Consider the following 19,934-nt stretch of genomic DNA (forward strand, 5'->3'; position numbering starts at 1 on the left):
AGGCGCGTTCGCGACGTTGGCCGTGCGGCGCCGCCGCCAGGCCTCCGGCCGTCTGCTGGGTGGCGTGGGCACTGCCGGTTCGCGGTCGCGGTAGGTGCTCACCGGGGGATGCGCGGCGTGCGGGGCGGCTGCTGTCCGGCCGGGCAGGACGGGCTGCGCCTGGTCGTGATCCCGGGCACGTGCGCGGGTGGGGCTGGCCGGAAGGCCGGGCGGTGCCGCCCCCGGGGCTACGGGCCGAGGGGCAGGGTGCGTGGCGGGTGTTCCTCGGTCGGACGGCATCGCCGGTCACGGCACCACGCCGTCCGGCGCACGCCGGGGGGTCGGAACGCCCCACCCGACGGCTCCCCGCCGACGCGGCCCGGCATCTCGCGACGGCTGCTGCCCGCACGCTCCTCCCGGCCGGGGGAGGCCTGAGGCCGTAGCGGGGGGGGCGTTGTCGGTGGGGCCGGATAGCCTCTCTGGGGTGGCCGCACACCTCACCGATCCCGGGCAGCTCAAGGAGCTCCTCGGCATCCCCTTCACCCCGGAGCAGACGGCGTGCATCACCGCCCCGCCTGCCCCGCAGGTCATCGTGGCCGGGGCCGGGTCGGGGAAGACGACGGTGATGGCCGCGCGCGTGGTGTGGCTGGTCGGTACGGGGCAGGTCGCGCCCGAGCAGGTCCTCGGGCTCACCTTCACCAACAAGGCCGCCGGCGAACTGGCCGAGCGCGTCCGCAAGGCGCTCGTACGGGCCGGGGTCACCGACCCCGACGCCATCGACCCCGACCATCCGCCGGGCGAGCCCCGCATCTCCACGTACCACGCCTTCGCCGGGCAGCTCCTCACCGATCACGGGCTGCGGATAGGGCTCGAACCCACCGCGCGGCTCCTCGCCGACGCCACCCGCTTCCAGCTCGCGGCGCGGGTGCTGCGCGAGGCGCCAGGACCGTACCCGTCCCTCGTCAAGACGCTTCCCGCGCTGGTCAGCGATCTGCTCGCGCTGGACGCCGAGCTGGCGGAGCACCTGGTGCGGCCCGCGAAGCTCAGCGCGTACGACACCGAGCTGCTGCGCATCCTGGACGGGGCGAAACTCAGCAACGCCGAGCTGCGCAAGGCCCCCGAGGCCGCCCTCGCGCGGGGCGAACTCCTCGACCTCGTCGGGCGCTACCGCGACGCCAAGAGCGCCCGTGACCTCCTCGACTTCGGCGACCAGATCGCCCTCTCCGCCGAACTGGCCCTCACCAGGCCCGAGGTCGGCGGCATCCTCAGGGACGAGTTCCGGGTGGTGCTGCTCGACGAGTACCAGGACACGTCGGTCGCCCAGCGGCTCCTGCTGGCCGGTCTGTTCGGCGGCGGCACCGGACACGCGGTGACCGCCGTCGGCGACCCCTGCCAGGCGATCTACGGCTGGCGCGGCGCCTCCGTCGCCAACCTGGACGACTTCCCCGCCCACTTCCCGTACGCCGACGGCGCGCCCGCCACCCGCTTCTCGCTCAGCGAGAACCGGCGCAGCGGCGGCCGGCTCCTCGACCTCGCCAACTCGCTCGCCGAGCCGCTGCGCGCGATGCACGAAGGCGTCGAGGCCCTGCGCGCCGCGCCGGGCGCCGAGCGGGACGGCAGCGTGCGCTGCGCCCTGCTCGCCACGCACGGCGAGGAGATCGAGTGGCTGGCCGACTCGATCGGCCATCTCGTGCGCACCGGCAAGGAGCCCGGCGAGATCGCCGTGCTGTGCCGCACGGCGGGCGACTTCGCCGCGATCCAGGGCGCGCTGGTCGCCCGTGACGTGCCCGTCGAGGTGGTCGGCCTCTCCGGGCTGCTGCATCTGCCCGAGGTGGCCGACCTCGTGGCGGTGTGCGAGGTGCTGCAGGACCCCGGCGCCAACGCCTCGCTCGTACGGCTGCTGACCGGACCCCGCTGGCGGATCGGCCCCCGCGACCTGGCGCTGCTGGGCCGCAGGGCCCGGCTGCTCGTCCACAGGGGCGGCGCGGGCTCCGCCGACCCCGACGACCCGGCCGCCATGGACGAACGGCTGGCGGCCGCCGTCGAGGGCACCGACCCCGCCGAGGTCATCTCGCTCGCCGACGCGCTCGACACGTTCCTGGAGTCGGCGGGCGCGCCCCAGGACGGCCTGCCGTTCTCGGCGGCCGCCCGGGTACGGTTCGCCCGCCTCGCCACGGAACTGCGGGACCTGCGCAGGTCGCTGGCCGACCCGCTGATGGACGTCCTGCACCGGGTGCTGGCCACGACGGGCCTTGAGGTCGAACTGGCCGCCTCGCCGCACGCGCTGGCGGCCCGGCGGCGCGAGACCCTGGGCAACTTCCTCGACATAGCCGCCTCCTTCGCCGCGCTCGACGGCGAGGCGGGACTGCTGGCGTTCCTCGCGTTCCTGCGTACGGCAGCGCAGTACGAGAAGGGCCTGGACAACGCGCTGCCCGGCGGCGAGAACACCGTGAAGGTGCTCACGGCGCACAAGGCCAAGGGCCTGGAGTGGGACGTCGTGGCCGTGCCGGGCCTGGTCACCGGACAGTTCCCGAGCGGCAGGGCGCGCGAGGCGTGGACGGCGCAGCCGAAGGTGCTCCCGCACGCCCTGCGCGGCGACGCGGCGACCCTCCCGGACATCGAGTCCTGGGACGCGAAGGGGCTGAAGACGTTCAAGGAGCGGATGAAGGCGCATCAGCACACCGAGGAGCTGCGCCTGGGCTACGTCGCCTTCACCCGCCCGCGCAACCTGCTGCTGGGCTCGGGCCACTGGTGGGGCCCCAGCCAGAAGCGCCCGAGGGGCCCGTCGGACTTCCTGCTCGCGCTGTACGACCACTGCGCGGCGGGCTACGGCGAGATCGAGGCGTGGGCGGACGAACCGGCGGAGGACGAAGAGAACCCCGCCCTGCTGGCGGAGACGACCCCACAGCCCTGGCCGCTCCCCCTGGACGAGCGCTCCCGCCGCCGCCGCTGGGAGGCGGCGGACACGGTACTGACGTACCTGGAGTCGGGAACGCCTGAGCCGGTCGCGGACGAGCTGCATTCGGAGTCGTACGAGGAGCCGTACGCCCCCGAGGACGACGGTCCGGAGCCCGAGCAGGACCTGGCGGACTGGGACGCCTGGACGGACACGCAGGCCGAGCCCGCCGCCGAGCACGGCGGCACGGCGCGGGATGGAACCGCGCCGGACGGGAGGGAGGGCGCCCTGCTGGACGGGCCCTTCCCCGGCAGGAGTGCGCCCGGTGCGATCCGGGCTGCGGGCACTCCGACCGACGGGGCGGTGCCCGAGCCGCTGGCGGACCGGGACGCCTGGACGGACACCCGGGCGGAGCCCGGTCCCGCGCACGACGAAACCGCGCGGGATGCGACCCGGACCGGTGGGACGGGGGAGTCCGAGCCCGGCTTTGCGGACCGGGACGCCCCGGCGGAGCCCGGTCCTGTGCCGGACGGGTCCGTCCCCGGCGGGCGCGCGCCCGGCGCGACCCCGGCCGGGGATACCCCGCCCGAGGGGCCGGAGCCTGAGCTCGACCTGGCGGACTGGGACGCGTGGACCGACACCCGGGACGAGCCCGCACCCGCCCCGGACGGCGCCAGCCCCGGCGGGGCCGTGCCCGGCACGGTCGTGCCCGGTGGGATCCGGGCCGGTGGCGCCCCGCCCACACCGGACGGCACCCCGCCCGGCGGGACCCCGCACCTCCCCGCCCCCCGCCCCCCGCAGGGGACGTCGCAGGGGCCCCCGCAAGAGACGTCGCAGGGCGAATCCCTCACCCCCGAGGAGATCCGGACCCTCGACTCCTGGGACCGCGATCTCGACGCGCTCGCCCGCGAGCTCACCCGTGCCCGCGCCACCGTTCGTGATGTCGCCGTGCCGCCCTCGCTGTCCGCCTCCCAGTTGCTGCGGCTCGCCGCCGATCCCGACGGGTACGCGCAGGATCTCGCCCGCCCCATGCCGCGACCCCCGCAGCCCGCGGCCCGCAGGGGCACCCGGTTCCACGCCTGGGTGGAGTCGCGGTTCGAGGAGCTGCCGCTGCCGATGCTCGGCCCCGACGAGCTGCCGGGCGGCGCCGCCGACGAGCCCGAGATCGCGGACGAGCGCGACCTGGCCGCGCTCAAGGCGGCGTTCGAGCGGACGCCGTACGCGAGCCGCACCCCGTACCGCGTCGAGGCGCCGTTCCACCTCACCCTCGCCGGGCGGGTGATCCGCGGCCGGATCGACGCCGTCTACCGCGACCTCGACCCGGCGACCGGCGCGTACACGTACGAGATCGTCGACTGGAAGACCAGCAGGACCCGCAACGCCGACCCGCTCCAGCTCGCCGTCTACCGGCTGGCCTGGGCCGAGCAGCACGGGCTGGCGCCGGCCGAGGTGGCGGCCGCCTTCCTGTACGTGCGCAGCGGCGACGTGGTGCGGCCCGCCGTGCTGCCAGGCAGGGCGGAGCTGGAGCGGATCCTCACCGGAGGGGCGGCCGAACCGGCAGACGAGCACGCCCCCTGAGCCGGTTAGGCTCGACATCATGAGCGAGACCCCGGACAGCGTCGTCCGTACGTACATAGAGACCCACCGGGCGGCTTTCCTCGACGACCTCGCCGAGTGGCTGCGCATCCCCTCCGTCTCCGCCGAGCCCGAGCGCGCGGCCGATGTGCGCCGCAGCGCCGACTGGCTGGCCGCCAAGCTGGCGGAGACCGGGTTCCCGGTCACCGAGGTCTGGGAGACGGGCACCCCCGCGGCGCCCGGCGCGCCCGCCGTCTTCGCCGAGTGGCCCTCCGACGACCCCGAGGCGCCGACCGTGCTGGTCTACGGCCACCACGACGTGCAGCCGGCCGCGCGCGAGGACGGCTGGCTCACCGACCCCTTCGACCCCGTCGTACGGGACGGCCGGCTGTACGGACGCGGCGCCGCCGACGACAAGGGGCAGGTGTTCTTCCACACACTGGGCGTCCGCGCGCATCTCGCCGCGACCGGCCGCACCAGCCCCGCCGTCCATCTGAAGTTCCTCGTCGAGGGCGAGGAGGAGTCGGGCTCGCCGCACTTCCTCGATCTGGTCGGGCGGCAGGCGGCCCGGCTCGCCGCCGACGTGGTGACGGTGTCCGACACCGGCATGTGGTCCCGGGACACCCCCACCGTCTGTACCGGGATGCGCGGGCTCGCCGAGTGCGAGATCGAGCTGTACGGGCCCGACGAGGACATCCACTCGGGGTCCTTCGGCGGCGCCGTACCGAACCCGGCCACCGTCGCGGCGCGGCTGGTCGCCGCGCTGCACGACGCGGACGAGCGGGTGGCGGTCCCCGGCTTCTACGACGGTGTGGCGGAACTGACAGAGACCGAGCGCGCCCTCTTCGCCGAGCTGCCCTTCGACGAGCAGGAGTGGCTGGGGACCGCGAGGTCGCAGGGCACACTGGGTGAGGCTGGCTACTCCACCCTGGAGCGGCTGTGGGCCCGCCCCACCGCAGAGGTCAACGGCATCGGCGGCGGTTACCAGGGGCCCGGCAGCAAGACGATCATCCCGGCGTCGGCCATGCTGAAGCTCTCGTTCCGGCTGGTCGAGGGACAGGACCCGGACCGGATCGAGCGCTCCGTACGCGCCTGGGCGCAGGCGCGGATCCCGGCCGGCATTCGCCACAAGATCACCTTCGGCCCCGCCACCCGCCCGTGTCTGACACCGCTGGACCACCCGGCGCTCCAGGCGGTCGTACGGGCCATGGGCCGCGCCTTCGGCCAGAAGATCCGCCACACCCGGGCGGGCGGTTCGGGGCCCGCGGCCGATCTGCGGGACGTGCTGGGCGCGCCGGTGCTGTTCCTGGGTGTCTCCGTACCGTCCGACGGCTGGCACTCGCCGAACGAGAAAATCGAACTGGAACTCCTGCTCAAGGGTGTCGAGAGCAGCGCGTACCTGTGGGGCGAGCTTGCCGCGGCCCCGCACTGAGCACGGCGCGCGGCCCGAGCGGCCCGCGCAGCCTGAGCGTCGCGTGTCGCCGCCACCGAGAAATACTCACGTCGTCCGGGGGAGTTGGAAGTACTTGTGAGCACCACCAGCAACGAAGACATCGCACACCGACCGATCGGCCTCACCGCCCCGAGTGGCATCGACCGCGCCGCCCACCACCGGCTGGACGAGGCGTGGCTGGCGGCTGCCTGGAGCCATCCGACGACGCGCGTCTTCGTCGTGTCGGGCGGCCAGGCGCTGGTCGACGACACCCCCGAAGGCACCACCGAACTCGTCATGACGCCGTCCTTCGAGGCGCCCGTCACCGAGACGCACCGCTACTTCCTCGGCACGGACGACGACGGCGTGCGCTACTTCGCGCTCCAGAAGGACTCCCTGCCGGGACGCATGGACCAGTCGGCGCGCCCCGCGGGGCTGCGCGAGGCCGGGCTGCTGCTGTCGGCGCGCGACGCGGGCCTGCTGGTGCACGCCGTCGCGCTGGAGAACTGGCAGCGGCTGCACCGCTTCTGCTCGCGCTGCGGCGAACGTACGGTGATCGCGGCGGCCGGCCACATCCGGCGCTGCCCCGCCTGCGGCGCCGAGCACTACCCGCGCACCGACCCCGCGGTGATCATGCTCGTCACCGACGAGGAGGACCGCGCGCTGCTCGGCCGCCAGGTGCACTGGCCGGAGGGCCGGTTCTCGACCCTCGCGGGCTTCGTCGAGCCGGGCGAGTCGATCGAGATGTCGGTGGCCCGTGAGGTCTTCGAGGAGGCCGGGGTCGTGGTCGGCGAGGTCGAGTACGTCGCGAGCCAGCCGTGGCCGTTCCCTTCGAGCCTGATGCTGGGCTTCATGGCCCGCGCCACGTCGTCGGAGATCACCGTGGACGGCGAGGAGATCGAGGAGGCGCGCTGGTTCTCCCGCGAGGACCTGCGGACGGCGATCGAGACGGGCGAGATCCTGCCGCCGCTCGGCATCTCGATCGCGGCCCGGCTGGTCGAGCTCTGGTACGGCAAGCCGCTGCCCAAGCCGCAGCGGTGACGCGCGCTTCGGTCTGAGACGCGAAGGAGCCCCCGCCGTCGGGCGGGGGCTCCTTGACGCTGCCGTACGTCCGGCTCGCGGCTCGTACGTCAGGCGCCGATCTTCTGCTTGACCTGGGCGAGCGACGGGTTCGTCAGCGTGGAACCGTCGTCGAACAGCACGGTCGGCACCGTCTGGTTGCCGCCGTTGGCCTTCTCGACGAAGGCCGCCGACTCGGGGTCCTGCTCGATGTTGATCTCCTTGTACGCGATGCCCTCACGGTCCATCTGGCCCTTGAGCCGACGGCAGTATCCGCACCACGTGGTGCTGTACATCGTCACAGTGCCCGGCATGTCCCTCGCGCTCCTCTGGCTCGTCCGTCTCGCCCTACGCGTGTGAACGTAACCGAGGCGGCGGCCATTCCCGTACCGGGGCGTGGTGTCGGGCGCGCGGCTGACCGGGGCCGCGCGGCTGACCGGGGCCGCGCGTTCGTACGACGAATACGCATCGCCTGTGGACAACTTCCGCACCTGTCACTGGCGACCTGGCAGCATGGCGGGGTGACACCAGCAACGCACTCCCCACTGTTCCCGCAGGATTCCGACGCCGGCCAGATCGTGGCCCCGCCGCGCGACGCCGACGCGGTGCTCGAAGGGCTCGACCCCGAGCAGCGGGCCGTCGCCACGGCGCTGCACGGTCCGGTGTGCGTGCTGGCCGGGGCCGGCACGGGCAAGACGCGCGCGATCACCCACCGGATCGCGTACGGGGTCCGGGCGGGCATCCTCCAGCCCGGTACGGTCCTGGCCGTCACGTTCACCAACCGCGCGGCGGGCGAGATGCGGGGGCGGCTGCGCCAGCTCGGCGCCGGCGGGGTCCAGGCGCGTACGTTCCACTCGGCGGCCCTGCGCCAGCTCCAGTTCTTCTGGCCGAAGGCGGTCGGCGGCGATCTGCCCCGGCTGCTGGAGCGCAAGGTGCAGCTGGTCGCCGAGGCGGGGGCGCGCTGCCGGATCAGGCTCGACAGGAACGAGCTGCGGGACGTGACGGGCGAGATCGAGTGGGCGAAGGTCACCCAGACGGTCCCCGCCGACTATCCGGCGGAGGTCGCCAAGTCCCTGCGCGACGCCCCGCGCGACCCGGCGGAGATCGGCCAGATCTACGGGATGTACGAGCAGCTGAAGCGGGACCGCGGGGTGATCGACTTCGAGGACGTGCTGCTGCTGACCGTCGGCATCCTCCAGGACCGGCATGACATCGCCGACCAGATCCGCCGCCAGTACCAGCACTTCGTGGTGGACGAGTACCAGGACGTGAGCCCGCTCCAGCAGCGGCTGCTGGAGCTGTGGCTGGGCGACAGGGAGACCCTGTGCGTCGTGGGCGACGCCAGCCAGACGATCTACTCGTTCACCGGCGCCACCCCCGACCACCTGCTGAACTTCCGCACCCGGCACCCGGGGGCGACGGTGGTCAAGCTCGTCAGGGACTACCGCTCCACGCCCCAGGTCGTCCATCTGGCGAACGGCCTGCTGAACCAGGCCCGTGGCCGCGCGGCCGAGCACCGGCTCGAACTGGTCTCGCAGCGCGAGGCGGGCCCCGACCCGGTCTTCACCGAGTACGCGGACGAGCCGGCCGAGGCCGAGGGCACCGCCCGCCGGATCCGCGATCTGATCGCCGCGGGTGTCCAGGCGGGCGAGATCGCCGTGCTCTACCGGATCAACGCGCAGTCGGAGGTCTACGAACAGGCCCTGGCCGACGCGGGAGTGCCGTACCAGCTGCGCGGCGCCGAGCGGTTCTTCGAGCGCCAGGAGGTACGGGAGGCGGGCGCCGCGCTGCGCGGGGCGGCCCGGTTCGGCTCGAACGACTCGATCCTCGACGATGTGGTCGATCTGCCGTCGCAGGTGCGCGCCGTGCTCTCCACGAAGGGCTGGACCACGGAACCGCCCGCCGGTTCCGGCGCCGTCCGGGACCGCTGGGAATCGCTGGCCGCGCTCGTCCGGCTCGCCGAGGACTTCGTCAGGGCCAAACCGTCGGCGACGCTCTCCGACCTGGTGGCCGAGCTGGACGAGCGCGCGGCCGCCCAGCACGCGCCGACGGTGCAGGGCGTCACGCTCGCCTCGCTGCACGCGGCGAAGGGGCTCGAATGGGACGCCGTGTTCCTGGTCGGCCTCACCGAAGGCATGATGCCGATCACGTACGCGAAGACGGACGAGCAGGTCGAGGAGGAGCGCAGGCTGCTCTATGTCGGCGTGACCAGGGCGCGTCAGCATCTCTCGCTGTCCTGGTCGCTGGCCCGCTCACCCGGCGGCCGGGCCTCCCGGCGGCCGACCCGCTTTCTCACCGGGCTGCGCCCCGGCTCGGCCGCGCCCGCCGGGCGCGGCGGGTACGGGACGTACAGCGCACCGGCGGCGGCCGTCGAGCGCGGCGGTGCGGGCGCCCGGCGCGAACGGCGCGGACCGGCGCTGTGCCGGGTGTGCGGCAAGACCCTCACGGACGCCGGCGAGATGAAGCTGATGCGCTGTGAGGACTGCCCCTCCGACATGGACGAGGCGCTGTACGAGCGGCTGCGCGACTGGCGCGCCGGCCAGGCCGAGCTGATCGGCCAGCCCGCGTACTGCGTCTTCACGGACAAGACCCTGATGGCCATCGCCGAGGCGGTGCCGGGCGGCGAGGGCGAGTTGGCCGGTATCGCCGGGGTCGGCAGCCGGAAACTGGGCCGGTACGGGGCCGATGTTCTGGCCATCTGCGCAGGCGGGGAGCCCGGGGACGCCGTCGCGGGCACGGCGGGAACAAGCTGATTCAAACTCGTCGGGAAAATAGTTTGCGCGCGCCCCGTCGGTCCCCATAGGTTCTTAACCACGGAAACAAGCGCTTCACTGAAGCCCTGTCGCCGTGCTCTACTTATCCGAATACGTGTGACCGGCCCCGGCCGGTCCCCTAGACGCCGAGAGGAGGCGATTCCAGTGATCAGCATCAACAGCGGTAGCAGCGCCAAAATGACCGATCGTCCGGTCGCCTCTGTCTGCTCTCTCGGCGTCTCCCGCCCGGAGTTCATTGTCGTCACCGATCTGTCCGGCGCCTTTGCCGTGCGTTCGGGCTCCGTCGTGGAGACAGGTGTCAACCTGCTTCCCGGTCGGCGCGTCAATGACCCGCGACGGACCAAGGCAGTGGCAGCAGGAGCGACGGCGGCCGAGGCTCAGGCCACGGCCTATGCGCTCGCGGCAGCCACTGCCGAACCCCAGCAGCAGATGAAGCACCAGCACAAGATGTGGGCCTTCCGTGGGCTCGAACCCTGGAGCGATCCAGTCTGATCGAGAATCAGGCCGGCGCCTTCAGGGCCGCGGAACCCCACCCGGGATCCGCGGCCCTTTTGTTTGTCCCGAACGGGACGGACAGCGCGAAGGGGCCTCGGGGACAAGAAGCACCAGGTACCAAGCCGCAACCCGGCCAACAGGCCGGACCGACCAGACGAGGAAGAACAACCCGTGCAACTCGAAGCGCACGCCCCGTCCGTACCGCCTTCCGAAACAAACCCCCCGCCCGGTCTCACGGAGGACTCCACCTTGACCCCGCTCACCACCCTCACCGCGCTCGACGACGCCATCGACAGCCTCGGCGTGCCCGTTCCCTGCCGTGCCTACGACCCGGAGGTCTTCTTCGCCGAGTCCCCGGCCGACGTGGAGTACGCCAAGTCGCTCTGCCGCACCTGCCCGCTGGTCGAGGCCTGCCTCGCCGGGGCGAAGGAGCGGCGCGAGCCCTGGGGCGTCTGGGGTGGCGAGCTCTTCGTCCAGGGTGTGGTCGTTGCCCGCAAGCGGCCCCGTGGCCGTCCGCGCAAGAACCCGGTCTCGGCATGAACGCGACCGGAACCATCGACCGCCCCTTCACTCACGATCCCCAGAAACAGGATCCGATGACCCCTTCCACCCGTGAGCCGTCCGGCTCCGCCACACCAGTCGTCACCACGCTGGGCGCGAATGACTCGCGCCAGAACAGGACCCGCGAGATGCAACTCATTCCAGAAGCCCTTGCCCGCGCGCATATGGACGAACGAATGCGGGACGCCGAGGCGCAGCGCCAGGCCTCGCGCCTGGTCGCCGCCCGGCGTATGCAGAGACGTGCTGAGCGCGCGTCGATGCGTGCCCGCCGCGCGCTGGCCATGGCCGTCATGCAGTGACCGCCGCCGTGCGGTAGCCGTAGTGCGCAGATCGACATGAAGACGCGGGGGCCGGTCCTTGAGGGGACCGGCCCCCGCGGCGCGTTCAGCCCTCGGTCCCGCCCTCGGTCCCGCCGTCGGTCTCGTCGTCGGATCCCGAGTCCGGCAGGAAGCCGGGCAGCCAGTCCTCCAGCTCCTCGCGCAGCCGTACCGTCGCGTTGAGCTGGCAGAGGACACCGATCGTGCTCAGCGTGACGCGGTGGATCAGCAGATACGCCGGCGGCAGATTCAACTGCCGCCCCAACTGGTGGGCGGGGGAGCGGGGATCGGCGATCCGCGCCGCCTGCGTACGCATCCAGGTGCGGGTGAAGGTGAACTCCTCCACGGCGGCCGGCTCGATGATCGGCAGCAGATAGTCGAGCACCGCGTCCGGGTCCAGGTCGATGGTCTCCCTGACGAACCCCTCCTCCCGCAGCAGGTCGTAGACCGCTTCGGCGTCCCCCTCAAGCGTCGTACGCAGCGCCTCGCCGATGGTGTCGGGCAGGCCGCCGGGCAGCCGGTCGACCGTGCCGAAGTCGAGCACGCCCAGCCGGAACTCACCGATCCGCTCCTCCAGGGAGTCCGCGTCGTCGTCCTCCGCGCCGACGGGCGGCAGCAGCCGGAAGTTGCCCGGATGCGGATCCGCGTGCAGCAGCCCGGTGCGCGCCGGACCGGAGAAGAGGAATCTCGCCAGCAACTGGCCCGCCCGGTCCCGCTGTTCGAGGGTGCCGTCCGTGATGATGTCGGCCAGCGGCCAGCCGTCGATCCACTCCGTGACCAGCACCTGCTCGCTCTGGTGCACCACCTCGGGGACGACCACGTCGGGATCGTCGGCGAACTCCTCCGCGTGCTCCTGCTGGGCCTGTGCCTCCAGGCCGTAGTCCAGCTCCTCGGCGACCCGGTTCCGCAATTCCGTGATCAGCGGTTTGATGTCCATGCCCGGGATCAGCGGCCCCAGCAGCCGGGCGAACCGGCTGAGCTGCGCCAGGTCCGACAGCAGCGCCTCGCCCGCCCCCGGATACTGCACCTTCACGGCGACCTCGCGGCCGTCGTGCCACACGGCCCGGTGCACCTGGCCGATCGAGGCGGCGGCCGACGGCTTGTCCTCGAACTCCAGGAACAGCTCACGCCAGTCCTCGCCGAGCCGCTCCGTCAGCACCGCGTGCACCGTGCGGGTCGGCATCGGAGGCGCGGCTTCCTGGAGCTTGGTGAGCGCGGCCCGGTAGGGCCCAGCGACCTCCTCCGGCAGCGCCGACTCGAAGACGGACAGCGCCTGTCCGAACTTCATCGCCCCGCCCTTGAGCTCGCCGAGCACCTTGAACAGCTGGTCGGCGGTGCGCTGCTGAAGCTCGCGGCTGACGATCTCCGCCGACTTGCCGCCGATCCGTCTGCCAAGACCCCAGGTGGCTCTGCCGGCGAACCCGATCGGTAGCGTGGCCAGCTTCGCGGTGCGGGTGACCGCCTTCCGGGGAAGATCAGACATGAAGCCCCTCCTAGGGTCTGTCCGGCGGCCATGGAGCGTGCGGCGGTTACCCGACCATTGTGTCGTGCGGCGGGCCGGTCCCGGCGACTCGCTCCCCCTCTGTTCTGCCTGCGGCCCCGCAGGAGCAGTCCCGATGCGGGGTGAGCCGCTCCGCACGCCAGTCCAGCAGCGGCATCGACACCTCCCAGCGTGCTCCGGTGCTCGCGGGCAGTTCCCCGTCGAGGAACGACAGCGCGTGCGCGGCCGTCAGTCCCGCGACCGTCGTGGCGAGGCCCAGATCACAGGCGGGTACGGTGACAGCTCTGCGCCCCGACCTCCACTGTGCCAGCATCCGCGGCCAGCCGGGATCACCCCCGGCCCGCTCCAGCGCCAGACAGCCCGCGCAGGCCGTGCCGCCCGGCAGCACCAGCGGTCCGACCAGGCCTGTGGCTTCGATCACTCCCGCGTAGAGATGCGGGGTGCCCGTGCCGATCCAGGACCCGGCGGCGGCCGGGTCGGGTGCGTACGCCGCGAGGCCGTCACGCGGAGCGACGATCACCAGCGAGAGCGGGGGCTCGGCTGCCTGCCGCTGTCCCGTACGGCCCGGGGCCGAGCGCCGGACGAGCCGGCGGGCCGCCGCGTCCCTGCGCTCGCCGACGGACCGGGCGGGCGGGCCGCCGGGCGCGACGTCCCACTCCTGGACACAGCCGCCGTCCAGCACATCGACCCTGCCCACCCCGGCGGCGGACAGCAGCGCGGCGACGGCCGCCCCGACCCGGCCGGCACCCCGCACCTGCACCCGTACCGCCCGCCGGGCCGCCAGTCGCCGGGCCGCGGCTCCCGGCTCCCGGTGCACCACGGACAGGGACGCCAGCTCCGGGCGCAGCCGGTCCAGCGCCTCCGCTTCCCTTAATGCCTCGGCCGCCTCGGCCGCCGCCCCCGGATCGTCCAGCAGCCCCGCCGCCGTCAGCCGCTCCACCAGCGCGTCCGGCTGGCCGTCCGGCAGCCCCATCGCACGGGCCTGCTCCCGCAGCACCGGCAGGTCACGCGTCCCGTCCAGCAGCTCCAGAAAGCTGCCCGTGGCCGTGTCGACAGGACCGACGAGCACCGCGTGCGCCGGCGTCACGCCGAACTGCACCGTCTGCCGCTCCCGCCAGGCCCGCCGCAACGCGGGTTTCACCATCGGACGCATATCGGCCTCCCCGTTGATCAATCCGATCCTTCGTCCCGGTCTCCAGCATGCGACGTCCTGGGAAACGGCGTGAAAAGTTATCCACAGGGTGGGGAATTAGTCGTTCAAATGGCGCAGGCGCCGGATTGATCAAGGCTGAACCGTCCCGTGGACGGGACTTCCCGTACACACAGCGGGTAACGTCGTGGCGTGTCCGCCGATCCTTCCCCTCGCCTCGCGGGGGAGACCCCACCGCACAGCGCGGGAAACCAACAGCGCAGCGTGAAAAGCCGCCAGCAGCGCGGATCGGCGACGAGCGCTGTCGAGGTGCGCAGGAGCACCCGCCGCAGCAGGACCGTCTCGGCGTACCGCGAGGGCGACCGGACGATCGTGCTGATCCCCGCCCGGATGTCTGAGGCGGAGGAGCGGCGCTGGGTGACGGTGATGCTCGACAAGCTCGCGGCGCAGGAGAGCAAGCGCATGCTCGGCGACACCGAGCTGACCGAGCGCGCCGAGCGGCTTTCGGCCCAGTACTTCGACGGCAAGGCGCGGCCCGACTCGGTGCGCTGGGTGACCAACCAGAACACCCGCTGGGGCTCCTGCACTCCCGCCGAAGGCAGCATCCGGCTCTCGCACCGACTGCAGGGCATGCCGGAGTACGTCGTGGACTATGTCCTCGTCCACGAGCTGGCCCATCTGCTGGTGCCGGGCCACGGCCCGCGCTTCTGGCGGCTGCTCGACGCCTACCCCCGCACCGAGCGGGCCCGCGGCTATCTCGAAGGTGTCGTGGCCGCCGACCGGTTGCCGCACCTGCCCGCGACCTGATTCGTCGATCCTGTACCGAATGTGTACCGGCTTGCTTCAATGTCCGATCGAGCCGTTAGCCTGACGCGACGTATTCGCATTCGGGATGGGGGACGGTCGTTACGCATGGCCAGGGAATTCCAACGCGGCCACAAGGCCAAGATCAGTGACCTCACGCCGGGGACGGATCTGTACGTAGGTGTGCAGATCTCGGGTCCTGGGCTGACCTTCGACATCAGCTGCTTCGGCCTCGACGCCGAGGAAAAGCTGTCGGACGACCGTTACTTCATCTTCTTCAACCAGCCGAAGTCGCCGGAGGAGTCCATCTCGCTCCTCGGCGCGCAGGCAGGTGACACCGAATCGTTCCGGGTGACGCTGGACCGCATCCCTGCGAACATCCAGCGGCTCTCGTTCACCGCCACGATCGACGGCGCCGGGCAGATGTCCCAGGCCGCGCCGGGCTATCTGCGGATCGTCGCCGGCGGTGAGGAAGTCGTCCGCTACTCCTTCACCGGCGCCGAGTTCAGCACCGAACGCGCCGTGATGCTCGGCGACTTCTACCTGAAGGACGTCTGGCGGTTCGCCGCGGTCGGCCAGGGCTTCGACGGCGGGCTCGACGCCCTGCTCAAGAACTTCGGCGGCGAGGTCGCCGAGGAGCAGCCCGCACCGCCGCAGACCGGCGGCCAGGTCCCCGGCTTCGCACCGCCGCCCGGCGGTGCGCCCGCCCCGGCGTTCGGCGCACCCGCAGCCCCCGCCGCCCCGCAACCGCCCGCTCCCGCGCCCTCGTTCGGCGCGCCGCAGGCACCGGCCGCGGCCCCACCGCCCGCCCAGGCGCCGCCGCCGATCCACCACGCGCCGACGATAGCGGCGCCGCTGGCCCCGCCGGGCGCACCGTCGCCCTTCGGCCAGCCGCCCGCGCCTGCTCCGTACGGCCAGCAGCCGCCCCAGCAGCCGCAGTTCGGCCAGGTCCCCGGCCAGGCACCGGCGCCCTTCGGCCAGCCCGCGCCGTCCCCGTTCGGCCAGCCGCCCGGTGGCGCCCCGCAGGGCGTCGTCCCGCAGGGCGCGCCGCCCGGTGGCGCCGGTCTCCAGGCGGCCCTCCAGCCGTACAAGGAACTGCCCACGGGCCAGCGCTGGACGTCGCAGAACGGCCATCTGATGCGGGTCGACCTGTCGATGGGCGGCTCGCCCGTCCTGGCCCGCCAGGGCAGCATGGTCATGTATCAGGGCAAGGTCGACTTCGGCTACAAGGGCGCCGGCTTCGCCGGACGGATCGTCGGCAACGCCACGGGCCAGGAGATGCAGCTGATGCGCTGCACCGGCCGAGGCCAGGTCTTCCTCGCCGAGGAGAGCGCGCATCTGCACCCCGTGGAGCTCCAGGGGGACGGGATCTGCGTCTCCGCGGAGAACGTGCTCGCTTTCGACGAGTCCCTCCAGTACGAGGTCCGTCGCATCGAGGGCCACGGCATCCCCGGCGGCGCCCTGTTCACCATGCTCTTCCAGGGCACCGGGACCGTCGTCGTCAAGACGCACGGCACACCCGTCGTGCTGCCGGTGACGCCCACCACCTTCGCCGACTGCAACGCGGTCGTCGCCTGGTCGGCGGCGTCCCAGGTGATCCTCTCCAGCCAGGTCAGGCTGCGCAGGAACGCCTACCCGGGACACAGCGGAGAGACCGTCAATCTCCAGTTCCGGGGAGCCCCCGGCAACTTCATCGTCGTCCAGCCGTACGAGGTCTGAGGGAGCCCGAAGAATGAACCAGCAACTCGCGGGCTTCGCGCCCACCCCCATCGCCGCCCGGATGGAGAACCACGGCAGCGCCATGCTCAAGGTCGCCATGGCCACCGGCCAGGACCTGTTCGCGCGCACCGGCTCGATGGTCGCGTACGAGGGCTTCATCCAGTACGAGCCCAACCCGCCGGCCGTGCGCCAGATCGCCTCCCAGTGGGTCACGGGCGAGGCCACGCCCATCATGAAGTGCTCGGGTGACGGGCTGCTCTACCTCGCCGACTACGGCGCGAACGTCGTCGTCATCAACCTCAACAACGACGCGATCTCGGTCAACGGCACCAACGTGCTGGCTTTCGACGCGCATCTCCAGTGGGGCGTCGAGCGGGTCAAGGGCCTGGCGAAGTTCGCAGGACAGGGCCTGTGGAACGTGCAGATCTCCGGGACCGGCTGGGTCGCCCTGACCTCGCGCGGCACCCCGATGGTCGTCGACTGCGGCCGTGGCGAGGACGAGACGTACGTCGACCCGGACGCGCTCGTCGCCTGGTCCCCGAACCTCAAGGTCAAGGGCAAGCGCAGCCTCAAGGCGTCCGCGCTGATAGGGCGCGGCAGCGGCGAGGCCTTCCAGATGGCCTTCTCAGGACAGGGCATCGTCGTCGTCCAGCCGAGCGAGGACAGTACCGACCGCCTGCGGGTCCGGGGCTGAGGGGAGCCAGACAATCATGCAGAGCCCGCTTTTCGCACTCACCGAACAGCAGTCCCAGGACCGCTACACCATCCAGAACCCACAGCTGCTGCGGGTCGCCCTCACCGGCCAGGACGACGTCCTGGCCCGCAAGGGCGCCATGGTCGCCTACCAGGGGCTGATGGACTTCGACGGCGAGTACCAGTCCACCAGCCAGCGGCGCGCCCGCGCCCGCACCGGCGAAGGCCTCGACCTGATGCGCTGCTCCGGGCAGGGCACGGTCTATCTGGCCAACCTCGCCCAGTACATCCATGTCGTGGACGTCGACCAGGACGGCATCACGGTCGACAGCGCCTACGTCCTGGCGCTCGACTCCGCGCTGCACACCGAGGTCATCGCCGTCGACAGCCAGTACGGCGTCTCGGGCACCGGCAAGTACCAGCTGAACATCTCGGGGCGTGGCAAGGTCGCGCTGATGACCTCGGGCCAGCCGCTGATGATGCAGGTCACGCCGGACAAGTACATCAACGCCGACGCGGACGCCGTCGTCGCCTGGTCGACGTCCCTGCGGGTGCAGATGCAGTCGCAGACGCACTCGTCGGGCGTCTTCAGGCGGCGCGGCAACACCGGCGAGGGCTGGGAGCTGAGCTTCCTCGGCCAGGGCTTCGCGCTCGTCCAGCCCAGCGAGGTGATGCCGCCGCAGAACGCGGCGATCGGGCAGGGCCTGGCCGCGCAGTTCGGGGCCGGCCAGCACGGCTCGCACGCGCAGAACCAGAACAACGCCTGGAGCTGAGCCGGGCAGCCGGGCACGGAAGCGTGTGCACGGAAGGGGTCGGTCCGCCGGGCGGACCGGCCCCGTCCTCACGCCTCCGGTCCGGCCCGCTCCGTCAGCGCGGCGCGGGTACGCTCCAGCAGCCGCGCGACCGAGCCGTCGGCCACCTCTGCGGCGCGCGCGTAGTCGAACCAGCGCAGGTCCAGCGACTCCTCGCTGATCCGCTCCACCGCCTCCGGCGGGGCGAGCGCCGCGTACTGGACGTCGAAATGCCAGTGGCAGGGCGCCGGAATGCGATGCCGGTCCAGCTGGACAGGGCCGCCCGGCAGCAGCGTCAGACCCGGGATGCCGGACTCCTCCGTCGCCTCGCGCAGCGCTGCCGCTTCGAGGCTCGTGTCCTGCGGCTCGCAGTGGCCGCCCATCTGCAGCCACATGCCGAGCTTCTTGTGCAGCGTCAGCAGCACGCGCTGCCGGGACGGATCGATCACCAGCGCGCTCGCCGTGAGATGCCCGGCCTCGCAGCGCTTCCACATCGCGTCCGGGTGGTCCGCCAGATGCCCGAGATAGCCCAGGCGCAGCTCGTCCTGGTCCTCGTACCCGTTCAGTACGAGGACGGCGTCGTCATGCAGGCTCACTTGTCGGTGTCGCCCTCGCTGTCGCCCTTGTCCGGGGCGTCGTCCGAGGCGCCGTCGGCCTTGTCGTCGCCGCCGTCGTGCTTCCGCAGGTCGGGCTTGCCGTCCGCAGCGTCGCCGAGCATCTTGTCCAGCTCGGAGAAGTCCAGCTGCTCGTGGTGGACGAAGCCGTCCGGGTCGTCCAGGTCGGAGGCGGTCGGCAGATTGTCCGGGTGCTCCCACAGGGCGTCCCTGCCGTCGACCCCGCGCGCGTCCGTGAGCGAGGCCCACAGCCGCGAGGCGTCCCGCAGCCGGCGCGGCCGCAGCTTGAGGCCGATGAGCGTGGCGAACGTCTGCTCGGCCGGACCACCGGTGGCGCGGCGCCTGCGCAGCGTCTCGCGCAGCGCGTCAGCGGCCGTCAGACGCGACTTCGCGGCCTCGTGGACCACCGCGTCCACCCAGCCCTCGACCAGCGCCAGGGCCGTCTCCAGCCGGGCCAGCGCCGCCTTCTGCTCCGGCGTGTCCTCCGGCTGGAACATGCCCTGCTGGAGCGCTTCCTGCAGCTCCTCCGGGTTCTGCGGGTCGAACTGGCCGACGATGTCTTCCAGCTTGCTCGTGTCGACCTTGATCCCGCGGGCGTAGCCCTCGACCGTCCCGAAGATGTGCGAGCGCAGCCACGGCACATGCGTGAAGAGCCGCTGGTGGGCGGCCTCGCGCAGCGCCAGATACAGCCGCACCTCGTCCTTGGGGACCCCGAGGTCCTTGCCGAACGCCTCGATGTTGAGCGGGAGCAGCGCGGCCTTGCCTGCCGGGCCGAGCGGCAGGCCGATGTCGGTCGAACCGACCACCTCGCCCGCCAGCACGCCGATGGCCTGGCCGATCTGCTGGCCGAACATCGCGCCGCCCATCGAGCGCATCATGCCGATCAGCGGGCCCGCGACGCTCTGCATCTCCTCGGGCAGTACGTCGCCCATGGCCATCCCCACGCGCTCGGCGACCGGGTCGACGAGCTGCTGCCACGCGGGCAGGGTCGCCTCGACCCACTCGGCGCGGCTCCACGCCACGGCCGTGTTCGCGCCGGACGGCAGCGACGTCACGCCGTCGAGCCACAGGTCGGCCAGGCGCACCGCCTCACCGACCGCCGCACGGTCCGAAGGGCCGATGCTCGCGTCCTTCGTGCCGTCCGGGGTGCCCTGGGCGACCGTCTGGCGGGCGATCTGCTTGGCCATGTCCCAGTTGACCGGACCGCCCTCGAAGCTGAGCATCTGCCCCAGCTGCTGGAAGGCCGCCCCCAGGTCGTTGGGGTTCAGCGAACCGAACATCGCGGCGAACGGATTGTCTCCGCCGCCCGCGCCGCCCGGCAGCCCGAACCCGAAGTCCCCGAAGGGGTTGCCGGAACCGCCTTGACCACCGGAACCCTGACCACCTCCGGCCGGGTCCTTCTTCTTGCCGTCGCCGTCCTCCGGCTCCTCCGGCGGAAGGCCGAATCCGAATGGGGTGTCACTCACGGGTTTCCTCGGCTCGTAGGGCCGCCGGCTTACCGCCGGCGGCGACTGCCCGACTACACCACCCAGCCTAACGACCTGGTCGTCAGACCGGCCGTCCACAGCGGGCGA

The 19,934-nt window shown here is 72.4% G+C and carries 16 protein-coding genes; 11 read left to right on the forward strand and 5 right to left on the reverse strand.

The features are described from left to right. The first annotated feature begins 463 nt into the window (after positions 1 to 463). From OHS57_RS25450 to nudC, 3 genes are all read left to right on the forward strand, one after another. On the forward strand, positions 464 to 4,453 hold the full coding sequence (locus OHS57_RS25450) for a UvrD-helicase domain-containing protein (protein WP_328583453.1): 3,990 nt from the start codon (positions 464 to 466) through the stop codon (positions 4,451 to 4,453). Positions 4,454 to 4,472: 19 nt separating this feature from the next. Next, positions 4,473 to 5,882: a dipeptidase gene (locus OHS57_RS25455; RefSeq protein ID WP_328583454.1), complete on the forward strand. Its 1,410-nt coding sequence runs from the start codon at positions 4,473 to 4,475 to the stop codon at positions 5,880 to 5,882. Between the two features lie 96 nt (positions 5,883 to 5,978). Then, entirely contained in the window at positions 5,979 to 6,923 is a 945-nt protein-coding gene (gene nudC, locus OHS57_RS25460) for an NAD(+) diphosphatase (RefSeq protein ID WP_041984701.1), read from the forward strand. Positions 6,924 to 7,012: 89 nt separating this feature from the next. Here nudC and OHS57_RS25465 read toward each other — a convergent pair whose 3' ends face one another. Beyond that, positions 7,013 to 7,255, reverse strand: coding sequence for a mycoredoxin (locus OHS57_RS25465; RefSeq protein ID WP_041984696.1), 243 nt, complete (start codon positions 7,253 to 7,255; stop codon positions 7,013 to 7,015). Positions 7,256 to 7,462: 207 nt separating this feature from the next. Between OHS57_RS25465 and OHS57_RS25470 the strand changes: the two genes are divergently transcribed. From OHS57_RS25470 to OHS57_RS25485, 4 genes are all read left to right on the forward strand, one after another. Next, the gene (locus OHS57_RS25470) at positions 7,463 to 9,694 is read left to right on the forward strand and encodes an ATP-dependent DNA helicase UvrD2 (RefSeq protein WP_443042967.1); all 2,232 of its coding nucleotides are present in this window, start codon (positions 7,463 to 7,465) and stop codon (positions 9,692 to 9,694) included. Positions 9,695 to 9,859: 165 nt separating this feature from the next. Further along, positions 9,860 to 10,207 (forward strand): hypothetical protein, encoded by a 348-nt coding sequence (locus OHS57_RS25475; RefSeq protein ID WP_041984690.1) that lies wholly within the window; start codon positions 9,860 to 9,862, stop codon positions 10,205 to 10,207. A 174-nt stretch (positions 10,208 to 10,381) separates the two neighbouring features. Then, positions 10,382 to 10,750: a WhiB family transcriptional regulator gene (locus tag OHS57_RS25480; RefSeq protein ID WP_041984688.1), complete on the forward strand. Its 369-nt coding sequence runs from the start codon at positions 10,382 to 10,384 to the stop codon at positions 10,748 to 10,750. Beyond that, positions 10,747 to 11,070 (forward strand): hypothetical protein, encoded by a 324-nt coding sequence (locus OHS57_RS25485; protein WP_041984686.1) that lies wholly within the window; start codon positions 10,747 to 10,749, stop codon positions 11,068 to 11,070. Before OHS57_RS25480 ends, OHS57_RS25485 begins: the two co-directional genes overlap by 4 nt. A gap of 85 nt (positions 11,071 to 11,155) precedes the next feature. On the opposite strand, the gene OHS57_RS25490 is transcribed toward OHS57_RS25485, so the two are convergent. Together OHS57_RS25490 and OHS57_RS25495 are read right to left on the reverse strand one after the other, a co-directional pair. Next, positions 11,156 to 12,571, reverse strand: coding sequence for an ABC1 kinase family protein (locus OHS57_RS25490; protein WP_328583455.1), 1,416 nt, complete (start codon positions 12,569 to 12,571; stop codon positions 11,156 to 11,158). Positions 12,572 to 12,617: 46 nt separating this feature from the next. Continuing rightward, on the reverse strand, positions 12,618 to 13,742 hold the full coding sequence (locus OHS57_RS25495) for a ThiF family adenylyltransferase (RefSeq protein WP_328583456.1): 1,125 nt from the start codon (positions 13,740 to 13,742) through the stop codon (positions 12,618 to 12,620). Between the two features lie 189 nt (positions 13,743 to 13,931). On the opposite strand from OHS57_RS25495, the gene OHS57_RS25500 reads away from it, so the two are divergent. From OHS57_RS25500 to OHS57_RS25515, 4 genes are all read left to right on the forward strand, one after another. Then, positions 13,932 to 14,546 carry a M48 metallopeptidase family protein gene (locus tag OHS57_RS25500; RefSeq protein WP_078863423.1) on the forward strand — a complete coding sequence of 205 codons (615 nt, stop codon included), beginning with the start codon at positions 13,932 to 13,934 and terminating at the stop codon, positions 14,544 to 14,546. 105 nt (positions 14,547 to 14,651) lie between these two features. Beyond that, positions 14,652 to 16,262 (forward strand): TerD family protein, encoded by a 1,611-nt coding sequence (locus OHS57_RS25505; protein ID WP_328583457.1) that lies wholly within the window; start codon positions 14,652 to 14,654, stop codon positions 16,260 to 16,262. 13 nt (positions 16,263 to 16,275) lie between these two features. Beyond that, positions 16,276 to 16,956, forward strand: a complete 681-nt coding sequence (locus tag OHS57_RS25510) for an AIM24 family protein (protein WP_328583458.1) — start codon at positions 16,276 to 16,278, stop codon at positions 16,954 to 16,956. Positions 16,957 to 16,972: 16 nt separating this feature from the next. Beyond that, the gene (locus OHS57_RS25515) at positions 16,973 to 17,728 is read left to right on the forward strand and encodes an AIM24 family protein (protein ID WP_328583459.1); all 756 of its coding nucleotides are present in this window, start codon (positions 16,973 to 16,975) and stop codon (positions 17,726 to 17,728) included. A 68-nt stretch (positions 17,729 to 17,796) separates the two neighbouring features. On the opposite strand, the gene OHS57_RS25520 is transcribed toward OHS57_RS25515, so the two are convergent. Both OHS57_RS25520 and OHS57_RS25525 read right to left on the reverse strand, forming a co-directional pair. Continuing rightward, a complete protein-coding gene (locus OHS57_RS25520) occupies positions 17,797 to 18,342 on the reverse strand; it encodes an NUDIX hydrolase (RefSeq protein WP_328583460.1) in 546 nt (181 codons plus the stop codon). After that, positions 18,339 to 19,826: a zinc-dependent metalloprotease gene (locus tag OHS57_RS25525; RefSeq protein ID WP_328583461.1), complete on the reverse strand. Its 1,488-nt coding sequence runs from the start codon at positions 19,824 to 19,826 to the stop codon at positions 18,339 to 18,341. The genes OHS57_RS25520 and OHS57_RS25525 overlap by 4 nt, the downstream gene beginning before the upstream one ends. Positions 19,827 to 19,934 lie beyond the last annotated feature (108 nt).

Origin of the sequence: Streptomyces sp. NBC_00370 (assembly GCF_036084755.1) — a bacterium.
In the GTDB taxonomy this organism is placed as follows: Bacteria; Actinomycetota; Actinomycetes; order Streptomycetales; family Streptomycetaceae; genus Streptomyces.